This is a genomic window from Adlercreutzia sp. CNCM I-6207, assembly GCF_977072305.1.
This window is the reverse complement of sequence record NZ_CDRVLZ010000020.1, coordinates 23816-41139: the sequence shown is the minus strand read 5'-3', so window position 1 is coordinate 41139 and position 17324 is coordinate 23816. Positions and strand designations below refer to the sequence as shown.

The window sequence follows — 17324 nt, the reverse complement described above, 5'->3', positions numbered from 1 at the left end:
TCGTCGGCAAGTCGGCCGAAGTTCGCCATGCGGCGGGGATAGACAAGGGCATGGTCCCTGTGCTGGGATAGGAATTACCCCCATCAACTTTACGCCGTCCTCCGCCTCCGCAATGTTTGACAGGATTCCGTTTGGGGTTATATACTGACGGGGCTGGGTGGCTTGCCGGGGCGAACGGCGGCTACCTCGTTTTCAAGTTTGTAGCTTGGCGAAGTAGCCGTTTTCCGTACTTACCGGGAGCGGCTATTTCACTTTCTGGCCCTTACGGTCAGATCGATCACCGCAATAATCACGAGGACGAATGTCAGCAATTGCGTCCAAGTAACCATGGCAACCTCCTTATCTGAGGCAACCATGCCACCCAGCCAGTTATATGGTACCATAATGCAACGTACATTTGTACTAGTATTTTAGAGAAACTTTGCTATACTTCTCTCTACTCATGCAGCTGGCTTTTGGCCCAGCCTTCGTCGATGGCGGCGTTGCAGCGCTCGTCCAAAAAGGCGGCGCACTCCTCGGGAGTCGTCTTGCCCATGAGCAGATCGTGGATGCCCGTATAGAAGATTTCGCGCACTGTTTGGGTGTCGGGGTTGTTGCCCGTGAAATCCCATACGTTGCCGGCATTGGCGCGGAACAGATCGTAGAAGGGAATGTCGGCCCCGTAGCGGTCGGACACGCGCTTGCTCGCCGGTATCGCGCCCGCCGCGTAGTCGAGCCAGCACCCATCGCCGTACACAAAGGAGAGGAAATCCCTCGCCACCTGCAGCTTCTCAGCATCGCCGTTGTCGAAGATCTGGAAGCCCGAGGCGAAGGCAGTGGCGCTGCCGTCGGCATCGGGCCCCGGGAAGTTCACGAGCCCCACCGCATCGCCGTAGCGGGTGATGGAGGCGTTGTTCACCATGTAGATGGCCAACTGCCCCTGGCGGAACAAACTGGAGCAGTCTTCGATCTCGAGATTCTCCGCATGGGGCGGGAACCAGCCGCGTCCCACGCCGTCCTGAATCCACCGGAACGCCGACACACCCTCGGGTGCCGAGAGATTGAAGTGGCCAGCCTCGTCGTAGATGTTGGATCCGGCCGAGCGCAGAAGCGTCACGATATGGGTGTCGCCTTGGGAACTGCCCGCGTACATCATCATCGGGAAGCTTCCCTCGGGAAGCGAGGCGGAAAGCGCGTCCAAGATGCGCGTCCACTCGCTCAGCGACCAGGCGGTGATTTCCCCTTCGGCGATGAACTCCCCAAGCCCCGCGTTGCGGAACATCTCCTTGTTGTAGGCGAGCACGTTCTGGCGCGCCAGATAGGGCATCATATACGCGCGGCCCTCCACCACGCCCATGTTCCACAAATCGTCGAAGAGGTCGTCGCGGATAGCCGGAGTGGCGACATCGTCCAACGGCACGACGCGCCCGGTGCGAATGTAGGTGGAGATGTTGAAGTAGTCGCCGTAAAGCACGTCCGGTGACTTATCCGTATCGAACGACCCCTCGACGGCCTCGTCGTACTGGTTCTGCTCGAAGACGATGACCTCGACGTCGACGGGGCGCGCGTAGGTGCGCTGGAACTCGTCGGCCATGCCCTGGATGACCATCTCCACCTGACTGATGGAGTCGTCGAAGACGACATCGTGGCCCGTGCGGGGCACCTTGACCACCAGACGAACGGGCGCGGCACCCGTGAAGGGCAGGCCGCTGCAACCGGCAAGGGGCAGCGCCCCCGCGGCCGCGAGGAAGGCCGCTCCCGCGCAGAAGGCGCGGCGGGTCATGCCGCGACGAGGGATCGGCGGCGCGACGCTTTGCGTCGGCGACAATGCCGGCTCGATCATCCTGCGATGCGTTCTGCGGCTCTCGCTACTCATGAGGCACCGCTCTTCCGAACGGCCTCAAGCTTTTGCAGCATGACCGTCACGTTCAAAGGCTTGCTGAGGAAGTCGTCCATGCCCGATGCCAGAGCGCGATTGCGATCTTCGGCGAACGTGGAGGCCGTGCAGGCGAAGATGCGCACCGTCTTGGCATCGGCTCGCTTCAGATCGCGGATCGCGCGAGAGGCCTCGTAGCCGTCCATGACCGGCATCTGGGCGTCCATGAGGATGGCCGCGAAATGTCCCACCGGCGATTCGGAGAACAGGCGCACGGCCTCCTCGCCGTTTTCGGCCACGGTGATGGAGAAGCCCTCCTCGGTGAGGATGGACGAGATGATGTCGGCGTTCAGCTCGTTGTCCTCGGCCACGAGGATCTCGACGGGCACCCGAGCGGCTTCGGCACCAGACGGCGAGGAGACAGCCCGAACGGCTCCGGGGGCCCCGGGGGCTTCGACGGCTTCGGCGGTTTCGGCGACTTCGGCTTCCACCTTTTCCGCGCGTTCTGAGCCTCCCACGCCTTCCGCGCTTTCTACGCTCGACGAAATCAGCGAGGGCGCCTGAGCAGGCGTCGACCCATCACCATTCGCGACAGTAGGAAGCGTCACGATGACGGTGAAGCAGGAACCGCACCCCGGCTCGCTTTCCACCGTGATGGAGCCGCCCATCTGCGTCATGAGCAGGTAGCTGATGGACATGCCCAGCCCCGTGCCCTTCTGGGAATCGCTGTTGCGGTTGCGCTCTTGCGTGAAGGCGTCGAAGACGTGCTCGGCGAACTCCTTGGTCATGCCGCAGCCGGTATCGGCGATCGACACCGTGAGCACGGCCTCATTTCCCGACGCGTACACCGCCTCGTGCACCTTCATGGTGATGCGGCCGTCCTCGGGCGTGAACTTCACCGCATTCGACAGGATGTTCATGAGAACCTGCGACAGGCGCACCTCGTCGCCTCGAAGCCACGGGTGCTCGACCGTGCGCGACAGCTCGAAGCGGATCCCGCGGTCAGCCATGGGCCCACGCTGCATCTCGCAGACATTGTCGACCAGCGCGTTCACGTCGAAAGGCTCGCTCGTCAAATCGACCTTGCCGGCCTGCAGCTTCGACATGTCCAGGATGTCGTTCACGAGCGATAGCAGGTACTGGGCGGCCTTGCCGAGCCGATTCACGTAGTCGCGCATGGCGGTGGCGTCGTCCACGTGCCGCTCCATCAGATGGTTCAGGCCGATGATGCCGTTTAAGGGCGTGCGGATCTCGTGGCTCATGTTCGAAAGGAACTCCGTGCGCGCGACGGCCTCCGCCCGAGCCTGGATCGACTGCCTCATGAACCGGTAGATGACCGCCAGCATGACGGAGATGACCGCCACCATGGCCCCGAGCATGCCCACCGTCATGGCGATAAAGGGGGCGAAGCGCTGGCTGAACACCTCCGTCGGAACCGTCATGATGAACGACCACTCGGTACCTGCGACCGGCGCGAAGGACATGACGAGATCCTCGCCGGCGCTCGTTGTGCAATTGATGACGAAGCTCTCGCCCGCGGCGATGTTGCGGCGGATGTCCTCCACCGTGACGCCGTCGTCGATGCGCCCGGCCTCGAGCGTGTCGTAGAAGTTGTCGCGCCCGGCGAGGTCGGTGGCAGGGCTGGCGCTCACGATGTAATAGCCCCGCGCGTTCACGACCGAGGAGACGCCCTGGCCGTCGAAGCTCTCGATGACCAGCTGGCTGGAGATGGTGGACAAGTCGCTGCGGGCGAGCATGGCCACGAAGGTTCGCCCGCCGATTTCCGTATCGGGCAGACGGATGCCGAAGATGAGGGACTCCTTGGTGGTTTCCAGCCGGCCGTTCTCGTCGTCGTAGAGCATGGCGAAGTGCTCGCGCCCGTCTTCCATAAGCTCGTCGTAGGCGTGCTCGTCGGCACCGAGGCACACGTACGAGCTGCTGTAGAGCGTGCCGTCGGCTTCCATGAGATAGACCGCGTTGAACATGGCCGATGAGGCCGCCTCCAGGTTCAGCTGCTCCTGGGCCTCGTGCACCGTCTGCACGTCGTAGACCTCGAGGCGGTCGGCCACCGAGCCCAGGCGCGCGTAGCAATTGTTCAGCGTGCCCTCGATGGTCTCCACGTCGTGGCGGGATATCTCGTCCACGGAGGTCATGAGGTTGCCGGCGACCGTCGCGGAGAGTTGGGCCAGGTAGACGCAGACCGCGACGACGATGACGACCGCCGCGGCCGATACGATGGCGATGTACTTTCTGCGCTCCAAAAGCCGTCCTTGTGCATGCTTGTTATTCCTGCGCCAGTTTATCACTGAAAACAAGCGGTCACGAGAACGTAACTCGACGGTGAACTTGAAAGGGCCCGCAACCCAACCGTAGGGGGCGACCTTGGTCGCTCCTCTCAGGCGAGATCAACGTGCTTGACGAGGGCGAATCGAGGTTCGCCCCTACGAGAAGGAGCTTTCGAGTTCCTTGATGGCGGCGTAGAAGCGCTCGTTTTGCGGCGTGGGGATGCCGTGGGCCGCGCCCAGGCGGTTGATGGTGCCCGAGAAGAGCTCCACCTCGGTGGGACGGCGCGCCAGCACATCCTGGCGCAGGCTCGGCAGACCCTCCGGGTTCAAGTGGTCGATGATGTCGAGCCAGTAGGCCACGTCCTCTTCGGTGAGATCCACGCCTTCCGCCCGACCCACCGCCGCCACCTCGCGCATGGCGGCGATCATGGCCTCGCGCGCCTCGCCGGGTGCGTGGATGCCGCTGAAGCAGCAGTCGTAGACGGCACAGGCCTGGTTCACCCCCACGTTGCAGATGAGCTTGCCCCACAGCTGGTGCCGGATGTCATCCGGCGTGATGAAGGGCTGGTCGATGGCGGTGAGCCATTCCGTGACGCGCTCGAGGTTCGCCCGCTGGGCCGCGTCCTCGGCATCGTGGACGCCCAGGGCCATCACGCCCACGCAGCCGGCGGTCACCGTGGCGCCCACCTTGCGGGAGTCCATCTGCTGGGCGACGCACAAAAGGACGCGATCCCACCCGAAGCGCTCGGCGAGCACCTCCTCGCTCGTGACGCCGTTGAGCACCGAGATGATGGCGGTATCGGGGCCGATGAGCGGCGCCGACTGCTCGATGGCCTCGGGCAGTGCGCCGTACTTCACGGCGTACAAGACGACATTGAAGGGTTCCTCCGCGGCGCGCTCGGCAGCCTCATCGTAGGTCAGATAGGTGACGCGGATGGGCTCGCCGTTGAACGTGGCGGCCTCGGCGCGATAGCGCTCGGTGCGGGCCGTATCGGCGACCACGAAAACGCGCTCGGGCCCCATGGCGGCCCCGAAGCAGCCGGCATACATGGCCCCCAGCGACCCGAACCCGACAATGGCAACATTTTCAATAGGCCTCATAAGAGCCTCCTTGCTATATTCAACGGTGGCAATGCGCAGCGGGAACACGGGGCGCCTTGACCGAGCGAGTTCCGCAGATGGTATCGAAGGCGCAACGACGCAGGGAAAAGGCGACCTTGGGCCTTCGATACCATCGAGGACTGTCTGAGCGAATCAAGGTGCCCCGTGGTCCCGCCCCCCGAGGAGTCGCTACTGCATATCTTCCAAACGTCCGTGTTTCTCGTAGCGGGTGACGCGGGCGATGCGGTTGTCGTCATCCACGAACACCACGCGCGGGGCGTTGTCGGGATCGGCGAACTCCTCGGGAGTCATCTGCGCGTAGCACATGATGATGACCTTGTGCCCCGGCTCCACGCAGTGGGCCGCCGCGCCGTTCACGCAGATCATGCCGCTTCCCGGCTCGCCGGCGATGACGTAGGTCTCGAAGCGGTTGCCGTTGTCGATGTCGACGACCTGCACCTTCTCGTACTCCAAGATGCCCGCCGCGCGGGCAAGCTCGGCGTCCACGGTGATGGAGCCGACATAGTCAAGCTCGGCCTGCACCACCCGGGCGCGGTGGATCTTCCCCTTCAGGACGTTCAGCAGCATGGGCTACTCCCCTTCCTCGTACAGGAAGTTGTCGATGAGGCGCGTGCTCCCGATGTAGACGGCCATGGCCACGAGCGCCATGGCGCCGATGGCGTCGGTCGGCTGCATGGTCACACCGTCGACGACTTCCACGTAATCGATGCGCGCGAGCGGCTCGGCCTCGATGATGCCGCCCATGAGCGCCTTGAGCGCCGCGGCGTCGCGCTCCCCCGCCTCCACGGCCGCCTTCCCGGCGAAGATGGCCCGCGACAGCACGAGAGCCGCCTGGCGCTCCTCCGCGCTCAGGTAGGCGTTGCGCGAGCTTTTGGCCAGACCGTCGGCCTCGCGCACGATGGGACAGCCGACGACGGTCACGTTCATGTTCAAGTCGGCCACCATGCGCTTGATGATGGCGAGCTGCTGGGCGTCCTTCTGCCCGAAGAAGGCGCGATGCGGCTGCACGATGTTGAAGAGCTTCGTGACCACCGTGCACACGCCGCGGAAGTGCCCCGGGCGCGAGGCGCCGCACAGCGAGTCGGTGAGCGTTTCCATGACCACGAAGGTGTTGTGGGCCGGGGCGTACATGTCGTCCACTTCCGGGTGGAAGACGACGTCGACGCCGTGGCGCTCGCAGATGCGCGCATCGCGCTCGAGATCGCGCGGGTAGGCCTCGTAGTCCTCGCCCGGTCCGAACTGGATGGGGTTGACGAATACCGAGACGACGACGCGGTCGCTCGCCGCGCGGGCGGCGTCCATGAGGCTCTCGTGGCCCTCGTGCAGCGACCCCATGGTGGGCACGAGCCCGATGGAGAGCCCCTCGGCCTTCCAGGCGGCCGCGCGGGCCTTCATGTCCGCAACAGTGCGAATGATCTCCATGGCCGGCCTCCTAGAGGTTTTCCAGCACGCCCGCGGGGGCGGCGTAGGTGTGCTCGGCGGCGGGGAACGAGCCGTCCTTCACAGCGGCGTCGTAGGCGCGGTAGGCCTCGAGCATGACGTCGCCCACCTCGGCGAAGCGGCGCACGAACTTCGGCGTGAAGTCGTGGAACATGCCGAGCATGTCCTGGTTCACGAGCACCTGGCCGTCGCAGCCCGCGCCGGCGCCGATACCGATGGTGGGGATGGTCAGCTCCGCCGACACGCGTTCGGCGAGCTCGGCGGGAATGGCCTCGAGGACCACGGCGAAGGCGCCGGCCTCCTCCACGGCATGGGCATCCTCCAGAAGCTTGCGGGCCGAATCGGCCGTCTTGCCCTGCACCTTGAAGCCGCCCAGCGCGTTGATGCCCTGGGGCGTGAGCCCGATATGGGCGCACACGGGGATCTGGCAGTCGACGATGGCACGGATGCGGTCCGCCACTTCCACACCGCCTTCCAGCTTCACGGCGTTGGCGCGCGCCTCCTTCATGAGGCGGCCGGCGTTCACCACCGCGTCGTAGACGCTGGACTGATACGACATGAAGGGCATATCGACGACGACGAGCGCGTTCTTCGTGCCGCGGGCCACAGCGGCCCCGTGGTGGATCATGTCCTCCATCGTCACCGATACGGTGTCGCCCAGACCGAGCATGACGTTGCCGAGCGAGTCGCCGACGAGGATGGAATCAATGCCGGACTCGTCCACGAGCCGTGCCGTGGTGTAGTCGTAGGCGGTGATCATCGAGATCTTCTTGCCCTCGGCCTTCATTTTGAGAAACGTCGATACGGTAACACTCATGGTTACTTCCTTTCGATCCTGTCGCCCCGAGCCTTCCCGGGTGCAACGGTATCCTTCACTGGCGCGTATTATAAGCGCTGACGCCGACGCGGCATCCCAAAATGTTGGTGATTTCGATCAGATTTGCCGATACTGCCATTCTTGCGATCTATAAGAAAGCCGGCTGCGACCCGCGCCCCGACAAGAGGTCGACGTTGGCGCGCGTCGCGGATCGCGCCGGGACGCGGATCGGCTCAGATACTCGCAGACGCCGGAACATGGGCCAAACCAAGCCCTCGCCGGCATCCGGGCTAGGACGCGAGTTCCTTGAGGCGCGCCACTTCCTCTTCCGCGAGCGGACGCGAGGCGCCCCGGGGCAGATCCCCCAGGACGAGCGGGCCGAAGGCCTCGCGGTGCAGGGCGATCACCGGATGCCCCACGGCTTCCAGCATGCGACGCACTTGGCGGTTGCGGCCCTCGCGCAGGCGCACTTCCACGTAAGATCCCCTGGCGGCCAGCGCGTCGCGGCCGCGCTTGCCCCCGTGGCGCTGGCGGTACCCGCTGGCTCCGGCCCCCTCGCCGATAAGCTGCGCGGCCCGGCAGGCGTCGGCGCCCTCGAGCACGCGCACGGCCGCCGGCAGCGTGGGGCCGTCATCCAGCAGAACCCCTTCGCGCAAGCGCCGCACGTCGCCCGCGTCGGGCACCCCTTCCACCAGGGCCAGATACGTCTTCTCCACATGGCGTCGCGGGTGCAGAAGGCCATGGCCCAGCTGTCCGTCGTCGGCGAACAGCAGAAGCCCCGTGGTGTCGGTGTCCAGCCGCCCCACGGGGAAAAGCCCCGGATGGGCAAGCAGCTCGTCGGCCATGAGCGCAGCCACGGTGGGACGTCCCTGGGGATCGCTCATGGTGGTCACATAGCCGGCGGGCTTGTGCAGCAGGAACGTGGCGTTCTCCTCGGGCAGCGCGACGGGCGCGCCGTCCACGGCCACCATGTCCGCAGCAGGATCAACCTTCACGCCCATCTCGGTCACCCGCGCGCCGTTCACGGTCACGCGACCAGCCACGATCAGTTCCTCGGCATGGCGCCGCGAGGCCACCCCGGCCCGGGCCAGAAACTTCTGCAACCTCATTTCGGCCATGGCAGGGGACCTACTCGTCGTCGGTCTCGAAGACGAGGGAGTCGAAGTCGATCTTGTCGACGACGCCTAGCGTGGATGCGATGGCGCGAGCGAACATGGCGTCGGCGTCTGCGGTGCCGAGCGCGTCGGCGGCAGCGCCGGGCACGGCGATACGGGCAGCTCCGGCATCCTCTCCACCCCCAGCAGCCTCGGCAGCCTCGTCGTCCTCGATCTTCGCTCGACCAGCTGCTATCGCTGCCGCTTCCTCACCGCGCTCCTCCTCCAGGGCGTCCGCGAGCACCTCGGCCGCCGCATCCGTGCCCTGGGCCAGCTCCTCGTCAGTTAGCATGGCCTCGCCGTCGTCGGCCTCGAAGTCCTCCCCCATGAGCGCGCGGGCCATGGTGCGGGCCTGCTCGTCGGAGACAACCGCGTCCTTGCGCGTGGCCGACAACCGCTCCGTGATGAGCCGACGCGTCTCCGCATCGGGCGCGAAATCGGCCAAATCGGGCAGGTCGGCAGGGCTGCGCAGACCAAACTTCTCCAGAAAGCCCCGAGTCGTGCCGTAGAGCACCGGGTTGCCCGGCGCGTCTTCTGTACCCACCTCGCGCACGAGCCCCTTCTCCACCAGCGAGTTGATGGAACTATCGGAGTTCACGCCGCGTACCGAGGCCACCCCGGCACGGGTCACCGGCTGGGTATAGGCCACGATGGCCAGCGTCTCCATGGCCGCCGCGGAAAGCTTGCGCGTGTCCCAGGACAGCACGTACTTCTCGATGAGCTCGTGGTAGGCCGGATGCGTGAACAAACGCCAGCCGCCGGCCACTTCGCGCAGCTGGATGCCGGAGCCGCGGGCCTCCAGATCGTCCCGTAGCCGCACGAGCGCCGCCTCCACTGCGCCCACCTCGCACTCGAGCATCTCGGCAAGCGCGATGGTACCCACGGGCTCGTCGGTCACGAAGAGCATCGCCTCCAGGGCGCCCGCCAGCTGGTCTTCCTGCAATCCTTGAAACATGTGCCTCTACTCCTCCCCCACCGACGTGAGGGCGTCGTCGCCTTCCAAACGCAAATCGCCCGAACCCTCGATGTAGTCGATCGCGATATCGCCGAACAGCTCGTCCTGCTCGAGCCTCACCATGACGCGCTTGTACAGCTCGAGGATGGCCAGAAACGTCACTACCGCCACATCCTTGGGGGTGCCCGGGCCCACAAGCTGCGAGAAACGCAGGTGCTTGGCCGTGCGAATGCGCTGATGAATGGCGCGCACGTGCACCTCCACGGGAATGGGCTTGGCGGCAATGTGCTCGCTTTCCAGCAGGAACACCTCGCGGCGGGCCAGGGCCGCGGCCGCCTGGTAGGCCAGCGCGTCCAGCGACACCCCTTCCAGGAAGTCGGGCATGAGGCCGAGGAAGTCGGCATCGGGGCCGAAGGGGCGCGTGTGCATGCGACCCTCGGCTATGAAGCGGTTGTGGAGCACCGCGGCGGCGTTCTTGAACTTCTTGTATTCCATGAGGCGCTCGACCAGCATATCGCGGGCCTCGGAAGGCGCGAGCTCCGCCAAGTCGTCGTCAAGCTCGTCGCGCTCGCGCGGGATGAGGCTTTGGGCCTTGATCTCGAGCAGCGTAGAGGCCACCAGCAAAAAGTCGCTCGCCACGTCCAGATCGAGGGTCTCCATGCGCGACACCTCGGCGAGGTACTGGTCGGCGATCTCGGTGATGGAGATAGCGCCGATATCCACCTTCTGGCGGCTCACGAGGTAAAGCAGCAGGTCGAAGGGGCCCTCGAAGCTGTCGATGCGGACTTTGTAGGACATGGGCGGCGCCGTCTCTTAGGAGAAAAACGGCGGGAACATGAAATCGAACAGATTGCCGGCCGTGACCCCCAGATACCACGAGAACGGGTTGAAGTTGAACACGTAGGGCAGCACCACGATGGCGATCATGAACACGGGGAAGGCGTACTGCTGGATCTGGTAGTACTTCGGCAGGTACTTCGGCGGCAGCAGGATGGCGAAGATGGAGGAGCCGTCCAGCGGCGGAATAGGCAGCAGGTTGAAGAACATAAGGTACAGGTTGATGAGAGCGAACGTGGGCAAGAACATCACGTAGAAGTAGGCGAACAGCTCGTTGTTGGCGAAGGCGGGGTTGGCGACGAGCCCCGAGCAGCCCCAGGCCACCGCTGCGGCGAGCGCGGCCATGGCGAGGTTGGCGGACGGGCCGGCCAAGCCCACGATGACGTCGTCGCGGCGCGGGTCCTTGAAGTAGCGCGGATTGTAGGGCACCGGCTTCGCGTAGCCGAACACCGGCCAGCCCATGACCATGAGCAGAAGCGGCAGAATGACCGTGCCGAAGGGGTCGATGTGCTTGAGCGGGTTCAGCGAAAGGCGTCCGGAGCGCTTAGCCGTGGGATCGCCCAGCTTGTAGGCCGCAAAGCCGTGGGCCACCTCATGCAGCACGAGGGCCGGGATGAAGCTCAGCACCGAGCAGATGATGTAGGGAATGTTAACCATAGCGCATAAGTGTAGCGCACCGCGCGCCCTCATCATCGCGCCGCTTTCCAAACCCACAGAAACCGCCGATGAACGACAGCGGGCCCCGCGACGGAGGGAGGGGGACGTCGCGGGGCTCAAAAGAGGAGGGGCGCAGGGATCTTAGGCGGCAGCGGCGGCCGAGGCGCCGGCGATGCGGCCGAACACGATCAGATCGGTGTAGGAGTTGCCGCCCAGGCGGTTGGCCCCCTGCACGCCGCCGGTCACCTCGCCAGCGGCGAACAGGCCGGGAATGGCCTCGCCCGCAGCGGTGAGCACCTGCGCCTCGGGACTAATGCACACGCCGCCCATGGTGTAGTGGATGGTCGGGATGCGCTTGGAGGCGTAGAAGGAGGGATCGGACACCGCGTCGCCCAAAAGTTCCTTGCCGGGCGCGATCTGCGTGTCCTTGCCGGCGGCCACGCAGGCGTTGTAGCCCTCGATGGTCTCGGCGAGCGTCGAGGGATCCACGCCGATCTGGGTCGCCAAGTCCTCGATGGTGTCGGCCTTGAAGCTGTGGCCCTTCGCCACCAGGTCGGCGATCTCCTCCAAGCGGTCGTCCTTGATGTTCGTGGAATCCACCAGAAGCCACATCTCGTCGTTCGGCTGCTCCAGGATGGCATCGGCGATGGTGTCGCGGCGCTCGTCCTCGCGGACGAAGCGGACGGCATCGTCGTTGACCATCACGTAGTCCTCCACACCCAGCCAGTTGCCCACGAAGGTGGCCACGCCGCCGTTCTGCGGGTCGCCCAAGGGGTGAATCTGCACGAGTTCCATGTTGCGCAGCCCCGCGCCGGCGGCCTCGGCCAAAGCCAGGCCGTCGCCGGTGGAGGAGCACACGTTAGAGGAGGGCATCGATTCGGTCACGCGCTTGTCGTACTGCATGGCGAGCTCCGCGTTGCGGGAATAGCCGCCCGTGGCGAGCACCACGGACTTTCCGCGCACTTCCACGGCCTCGCCGGAGGACGGACGGGTGCCGCGCACGCCTACGACCGCGCCGCCTTCCACGATGAGCTCTTCGATCTTCGCATCGGTGTACAGGGTGAAGTTGCCCGTGGCCTGGGCGGCGTCCATCAGGCAGGAGACGTAGTAGCTGCCGCCCTGCTCGCCCTTGCGCTCGACCTCGACCGCGTGCCCGCGCTGCCACAGGCCGCCGATGGCCGTGAAGACCTCCTTCTCGTAGACAAGGCCGTGGTCTTCCATCCAGTGCACGGCGTCCAGCGCGTTGTCGGCGAGGATGCGCACGAGGGCCGGGTCGCCCGCCGAGTCGCCGCCCTCGAAGGTCTGGGTGTAGTAGAAGTCCGGCGAGTCCTCGATGCCCATGGGCTCCTGGCGCTCCGGATCCGGCGCGTTCAGCGTGCCCTCGCCGGCGTTGGTGTTGCCACCGTAGATGTCCATCTTCTCAAGCATGACGACGGACTTGCCCGCCTCGGCGGCCGTCACGGCGGCGGCCAGCGCCGCGCCGCCGGAGCCGATGACGACCACGTCGGCCTCATCGCTTATGGGCTCGGCAGCGTTCACGGAGGCGTCGCCCTTCATGATGGCGCGCATGTCGGCGCCCGCGGCCTCGGCGCACTCGGCCACGGCCGTGGCGAAGGCCATGGAGGTGAGGGTGGCGCCGGTCACGGTATCGACGGAGAGCTTCTGGGTCTCCAGGTAGTTGTCGGTCAGAAGGCGCACGGCGGCATCGCCGATGTTGCGGCTCTCCATGTGGTCGGCCTCGATGGAGGCGACGCGGTCGGCCTCGAAGGTCACCGACACTTTGATCTCGCCGTTGCGGCCCTGAGCGGTCGCCTCGTAGGTGCCGGGAGTGAAGGCCGGCGCGGCATCGCCCGTGGAGGCCGCCGGGGTCTTCGGCGCGCAACCGGAAAGACCGAGCGCGGCGAGCGCCATGGTGGCGAGGCTGCCGCTGATGAACTGGCGGCGGTTCAGCTGGAACTTCTCCGTGATGTTGCGATGGATACGGGCGAGGGCGCGCTGACGACGCGTGAAGGCCTCGATCTCGTTGGGGTTCTGAATCATAGTGCTCATGGTGTCCTCCTCGGGTCTCCCTATGTCCTTGGGCGGTTGAGCCGTCTGCTCGCCGCCGATGAGGCCATCCTAGGGCCCGGCCCGGCGGGCGGACTAGTACACGAACGGTGTGTTTTCGCGGAGAACCCCTATGACACGAAGGGGGTGATACGGACGTTTCCCCAGTTCATTGAGAATACGGGCAAAACCCGAAAGCGTTGTCGAAGGAAAAGGCCGCACCGTGGCGGCCGGGGGGGACGATGCGGGGCGGCATCTCAGTCGCCAAGACCGAGCAAGTCGAGCACCTCTTGCTTGGAGTGAACGCCAAGCTTATGGTAGATGTGCTTCGAATGGGATCGCACGGTGTTCTCGGAAATGAACAGCGTCTCGGCGATATAAGATTTGGAACGGCCCTTCACGAGCATCTGGAGCACCTCCACCTCGCGCACCGTGAGGCCGCACTCGGCGCCGAGGCGCTCGCAGCCCGCATCCAAACTTTCGAAGACCGCAGGCACCGGAGCGGCGACGTCCAGATCGGCGAAGATGCGCCGCTGCGCGAAGGCGCTGTCGTTCAAGGCCAGCACCACCGTCACCGTGACGACATAGGCCAGCACCGTCACGGCAATCGCAGGAGATTCCAACTGCCCGAGGAGCGCGCCCGCCGTCTCGCCCAGGGCCAAGGGTAGCGAGTAGGCGAGCCATCCCGAGGCGAAGATCACGAGGGGCGAGGCCGTGGAATGGTGGGCCACATCGGCGAGCATTGCCCACAGCAGCATGACCACGAGGGTTTGGGCGATACCGGCGCCGAGAAGCAACCAGGGCACGGCCGCGGGGCCGGCCACGGGCAGAAAGAACAGCGCCGCCGCCGTGAACAGCAGCACGGCGCGCCACAGCCCCGAGAAGTTAATGAGCCGCCCGCGCACGAGCACCCACCACAGCATGGCTGCGGCAAGAACGATCTCGACGCCGTGGTGCACAACGGTGAGCGCCACGAAGGGCACGGGGTCGGATTGCACGGGGACACCCTTCACGGCCCCAATGGCAAAGCTGTAGACGGCCACGCCGAAGAGAATCTTCCAGGGAATCGCCGTGGGATTCACCTCGTGGAACATGCGCGGCGCGCGCCCTGCGGGCACGGGGCGGGCATCGGCGCGGCGCGCGAGGGCCACCGAGACGGCCGGAAGCAGCGCCAGCACGATGGCCGCAGCGGGAGCCGGCAGCATATCGAGGGGCACCTTCAACGCGGAACCTACCGCCATGGCGATGAACACGCAGGCGATGACATCTTTGGCTCCCGAGCTGGCGAAGAACGGCGCCCATTGCAGATAGAGCCACGCGACGCCCGCGCCCGCGAGCGCGGCGGCGACCGCATAAAAGATCGAAGCTGAGGGTGATGCTGGGAGCAGCGGCACCACCAAAGCGACGCTGGCAAGCCCCTGCACAACGGCCAAGGGCCACGCGAGGCGCCGGAGACTCGGCACGCACCCCCTCAGCACCAGCATCATAACGACGGCCATCGTCGCCGAAAGGGCCAAATACAAAGGCACGCCCAACGCGACCTCGCCGAGGGCCCCGTCGCTGCGATGGGCGATGCAGTAGATCCATATCTGCGGCGCGCACACCCCGATGTAGGAAATGTCGAAATTGCGCAGCACGGCCGGCCGGCGCTCCTTACCAGCCGCCGCACTGTCCGTCGCGCGGTCCCTCGCCGACCCCTGTTCTCCGATGCCCACATTCCCTCCTTGCGCTACGTCATCTGCGCCATTATACCGACTCGGCTCCCATCTGGGCAAATAGGAGAAAGCGCTAGTCGAGTACCAGCTGCTGGATGTAGACGTCATTGCGCAGGTCCTTGGCATGGGCCGCGTCGATGGAGTCATCGGCGACCATGGCCTTGATGAGCTGCAGCTCGCGGACGAGGGCTTGGGCCTGCACGTCCTCCACAGCGTCATGGGTCTCGCGCATCTGATGGAACTGGTCGGACAGGCTGGGGGCAGCCGAGGAACGTGAGCTCGGGCGATCGTCTGGGCCCTCCTCCATGTCGTCCTCGCTCTCGTCCCACCGCGCCGCTCTGCGGGCGATGTCGTCCAGCTGATCGTAAAGGCCGCGCACCCGAGCGACTTCCGCACGGGCCCGGGCCGCCGCCGCGGGCGATGCCGCGGGCGCGAGATCTTCCAGCATCTCGGCATAGCGGTGCATGACGACGACCGTGGCCGGCTCATCGACAGCGTCGGCGACAGCGCCCTTCACCGCTCCAGTGAGATGCGCATCGGCCTCGATGGAGGCGATCACGCCCAGGGCGAGGTCGATCTCGGCGTCCACCCGATCGCGGGTGCGCTTCGCCGAACGCTTCGAGGGCGTAAGCGCCGGCACCGCGAAATCAGCCAACACCAACGTCAGCACGATCATGCCCGAGGCGATGGAGACGAGCGTGGCCCGGCCCGCGGCAGAAAGCGCCGCACTCGCCGTCAGCGTCAGCATGAGGGAAAGCGTGATGCCGCCCTTGGCGCCGGCCAGTGCCATGGCGAGCGTGCCGCGCAGAGCCTCGGGCGCAAAGCAACTGCGGACGCCGTCGCCCCGAGCGGCCGCAGCCCTCACGTCCATGGCGAGCAGCCACGCGAAGCGCACCCCTTCCAACACGAGAGTCAGCGCCACCACGACGCCCAGCAGCGTCGCTGGATCGCCCAAGCTCCCCTCGGCCGCCGGTTCCAGAAGGCGCGGCAGCTGCATGCCCAGCACGACGAAGATGATCCCGTTCAGCACGAACTCCAAGGTCGTCCACACGCTTTGGGCCTGCAGCTTGGTGCGGGCCGTGGCAGCCGTGTGGCGCTGGGGCAGTAGGGACAGCATAAGCCCCGAAGCCACCACGGCGATGACCGCGCCGATGTGCAGCGATTTCGCCGCCAGATAGATGACGAAGGGCAAAAGCAGCTCCAGCATCACGTGGAGCGTGGGGTTGTCGAGTCCCGTGCGCCGCAGCACCTGCAGAAGGCCCCAAGCAAGAAGCCCCATGACAAGACCGCCGAAGAAGCCGCCGAACAGATCGAGGGCGAACTCCTCGCCCGCGTGCAAAAGCGAGAACGATCCCGTGGCCAGAATCGTCAGGCAGCATTGGAACACCACGGTGCCCGTCACGTCGTTGAACAGGGCCTCGCCCTTGAGCAGCGCCTCGTGACGGCGGCCGAACCGGCGGTCGTGGGTCAGCGCCGTGACGGCCACGGCATCGGTGGATCCCATGGCGCCGCCGAGCGCGCAGGCAGCCGCCAGGGGCACGGCGGGCAAAAGCGCGTGCAACGTCGCCCCGCAGGCAGCAACGATGGCGAAAACAAGCCCCACGGAAAGCGACGCGATGCCCCAGCGGTTTTTCCACAGGGCTCCGGAGTCCACGTGGCGCGACTCGTTGAAGTGCAGAGGCGCGATGAACAGGATGAGCAGCAACTCCGGATCGATGCCCCATTCCAACGGCGTGGGCACCGCCAGCGCGAGCGCGGCGCCGAGGGCGATCTGCACAAGCGGCAGCGACAGCGGCGGCAGGAACTTGTCCAGAATGCTGGAGGCGATGACCGCCGTCAGCAGAAATAGGATCAGCTCGAAGGTCTCCATCTACACCAACCCCGGGAAGCTCCGCTGGGCCAAGGCATCGTAGGCGGCGATGGCGACGGCGTTGGAAAGGTTCAGCGAGCGGGCTCCCTCGCGCATGGGGATGCGGCGACAGCAGTCGGCGAAACGGTCGATGAGCCCTTGGTCGAGCCCGCGGCTTTCGCGCCCGAACAGCAGAAACGCATCCGGCCCGTAGACGACATCGCGGTAGCCGCACGAAGCTTGCCCCGTGAACAGATGCAGCTCATCTTCGCCATGGGCTTCCAGAAACGCCTCGACGCAGGGCCATCGCACCACTTCGACATCATCCCAGTAGTCGCAACCGGCCCGGCGCAAGTTCTTCTCCGTCAGCCGAAACCCCATCGGCTCCACCAAATGCAGCCGCGCCCCCACACACGCGCACGTGCGAGCGATGTTCCCCGTATTCTGAGGAATCTCCGGTTCCACAAGAACAATGTTCAACATTGCAACCCTTTCATAGTTGGTAGAGCAGGTTCGAGATGCGGGGTGCCGTTCACCAAGCGAGTTCCGCAGCGAACGGAAATGCCCAGTGGGCATTTCCGCCGAGCGAGGA

General features: G+C 65.6%; 14 protein-coding genes. All 14 read right to left on the bottom strand.

Annotation, left to right across the window (positions count from 1 at the left end):
- Nucleotides 1-436: 436 nt before the first annotated feature.
- The 14 genes from ACW4QM_RS10010 to ACW4QM_RS09945 all read right to left on the bottom strand — a co-directional run bounded on the left by ACW4QM_RS10010 (nucleotide 437) and on the right by ACW4QM_RS09945 (nucleotide 17215).
- A complete protein-coding gene (locus ACW4QM_RS10010) occupies nucleotides 437-1855 on the bottom strand; it encodes an ABC transporter substrate-binding protein (protein WP_157012822.1) in 1419 nt (472 codons plus the stop codon).
- Nucleotides 1852-4116: a hybrid sensor histidine kinase/response regulator gene (locus tag ACW4QM_RS10005; protein WP_237974045.1), complete on the bottom strand. Its 2265-nt coding sequence runs from the start codon at nucleotides 4114-4116 to the stop codon at nucleotides 1852-1854. Before ACW4QM_RS10005 ends, ACW4QM_RS10010 begins: the two co-directional genes overlap by 4 nt.
- A 180-nt stretch (nucleotides 4117-4296) precedes the next feature.
- Nucleotides 4297-5241, bottom strand: coding sequence for a ketopantoate reductase family protein (locus ACW4QM_RS10000; RefSeq protein ID WP_157012820.1), 945 nt, complete (start codon nucleotides 5239-5241; stop codon nucleotides 4297-4299).
- A gap of 189 nt (nucleotides 5242-5430) precedes the next feature.
- A complete protein-coding gene (panD, locus tag ACW4QM_RS09995; protein ID WP_157012819.1) occupies nucleotides 5431-5829 on the bottom strand; it encodes an aspartate 1-decarboxylase in 399 nt (132 codons plus the stop codon).
- 3 nt (nucleotides 5830-5832) lie between these two features.
- Nucleotides 5833-6684, bottom strand: coding sequence for a pantoate--beta-alanine ligase (gene panC, locus ACW4QM_RS09990; RefSeq protein WP_114549692.1), 852 nt, complete (start codon nucleotides 6682-6684; stop codon nucleotides 5833-5835).
- Nucleotides 6685-6694: 10 nt separating this feature from the next.
- Complete coding sequence (panB, locus tag ACW4QM_RS09985) at nucleotides 6695-7519, bottom strand: 3-methyl-2-oxobutanoate hydroxymethyltransferase (protein ID WP_022739666.1); 825 nt, start codon at nucleotides 7517-7519, stop codon at nucleotides 6695-6697.
- Nucleotides 7520-7809: 290 nt separating this feature from the next.
- The gene (locus ACW4QM_RS09980; protein WP_455798414.1) at nucleotides 7810-8637 is read right to left on the bottom strand and encodes a pseudouridine synthase; all 828 of its coding nucleotides are present in this window, start codon (nucleotides 8635-8637) and stop codon (nucleotides 7810-7812) included.
- A gap of 10 nt (nucleotides 8638-8647) precedes the next feature.
- Entirely contained in the window at nucleotides 8648-9628 is a 981-nt protein-coding gene (gene scpB / locus ACW4QM_RS09975; protein WP_198161063.1) for an SMC-Scp complex subunit ScpB, read from the bottom strand.
- 6 nt (nucleotides 9629-9634) lie between these two features.
- Entirely contained in the window at nucleotides 9635-10426 is a 792-nt protein-coding gene (locus ACW4QM_RS09970) for a segregation and condensation protein A (RefSeq protein ID WP_022739663.1), read from the bottom strand.
- Nucleotides 10427-10441: 15 nt separating this feature from the next.
- Nucleotides 10442-11122, bottom strand: coding sequence for a site-2 protease family protein (locus ACW4QM_RS09965; RefSeq protein WP_157012817.1), 681 nt, complete (start codon nucleotides 11120-11122; stop codon nucleotides 10442-10444).
- Between the two features lie 141 nt (nucleotides 11123-11263).
- Nucleotides 11264-13171 carry a flavocytochrome c gene (locus ACW4QM_RS09960; RefSeq protein ID WP_232325747.1) on the bottom strand — a complete coding sequence of 636 codons (1908 nt, stop codon included), beginning with the start codon at nucleotides 13169-13171 and terminating at the stop codon, nucleotides 11264-11266.
- A 254-nt stretch (nucleotides 13172-13425) separates the two neighbouring features.
- The gene (locus ACW4QM_RS09955; RefSeq protein ID WP_306506396.1) at nucleotides 13426-14883 is read right to left on the bottom strand and encodes a helix-turn-helix domain-containing protein; all 1458 of its coding nucleotides are present in this window, start codon (nucleotides 14881-14883) and stop codon (nucleotides 13426-13428) included.
- Between the two features lie 73 nt (nucleotides 14884-14956).
- On the bottom strand, nucleotides 14957-16753 hold the full coding sequence (locus tag ACW4QM_RS09950; protein WP_157012815.1) for a cation:proton antiporter: 1797 nt from the start codon (nucleotides 16751-16753) through the stop codon (nucleotides 14957-14959).
- The gene (locus tag ACW4QM_RS09945) at nucleotides 16754-17215 is read right to left on the bottom strand and encodes a tRNA (cytidine(34)-2'-O)-methyltransferase (protein ID WP_157012814.1); all 462 of its coding nucleotides are present in this window, start codon (nucleotides 17213-17215) and stop codon (nucleotides 16754-16756) included.
- Between the last annotated feature and the right edge of the window lie 109 nt (nucleotides 17216-17324).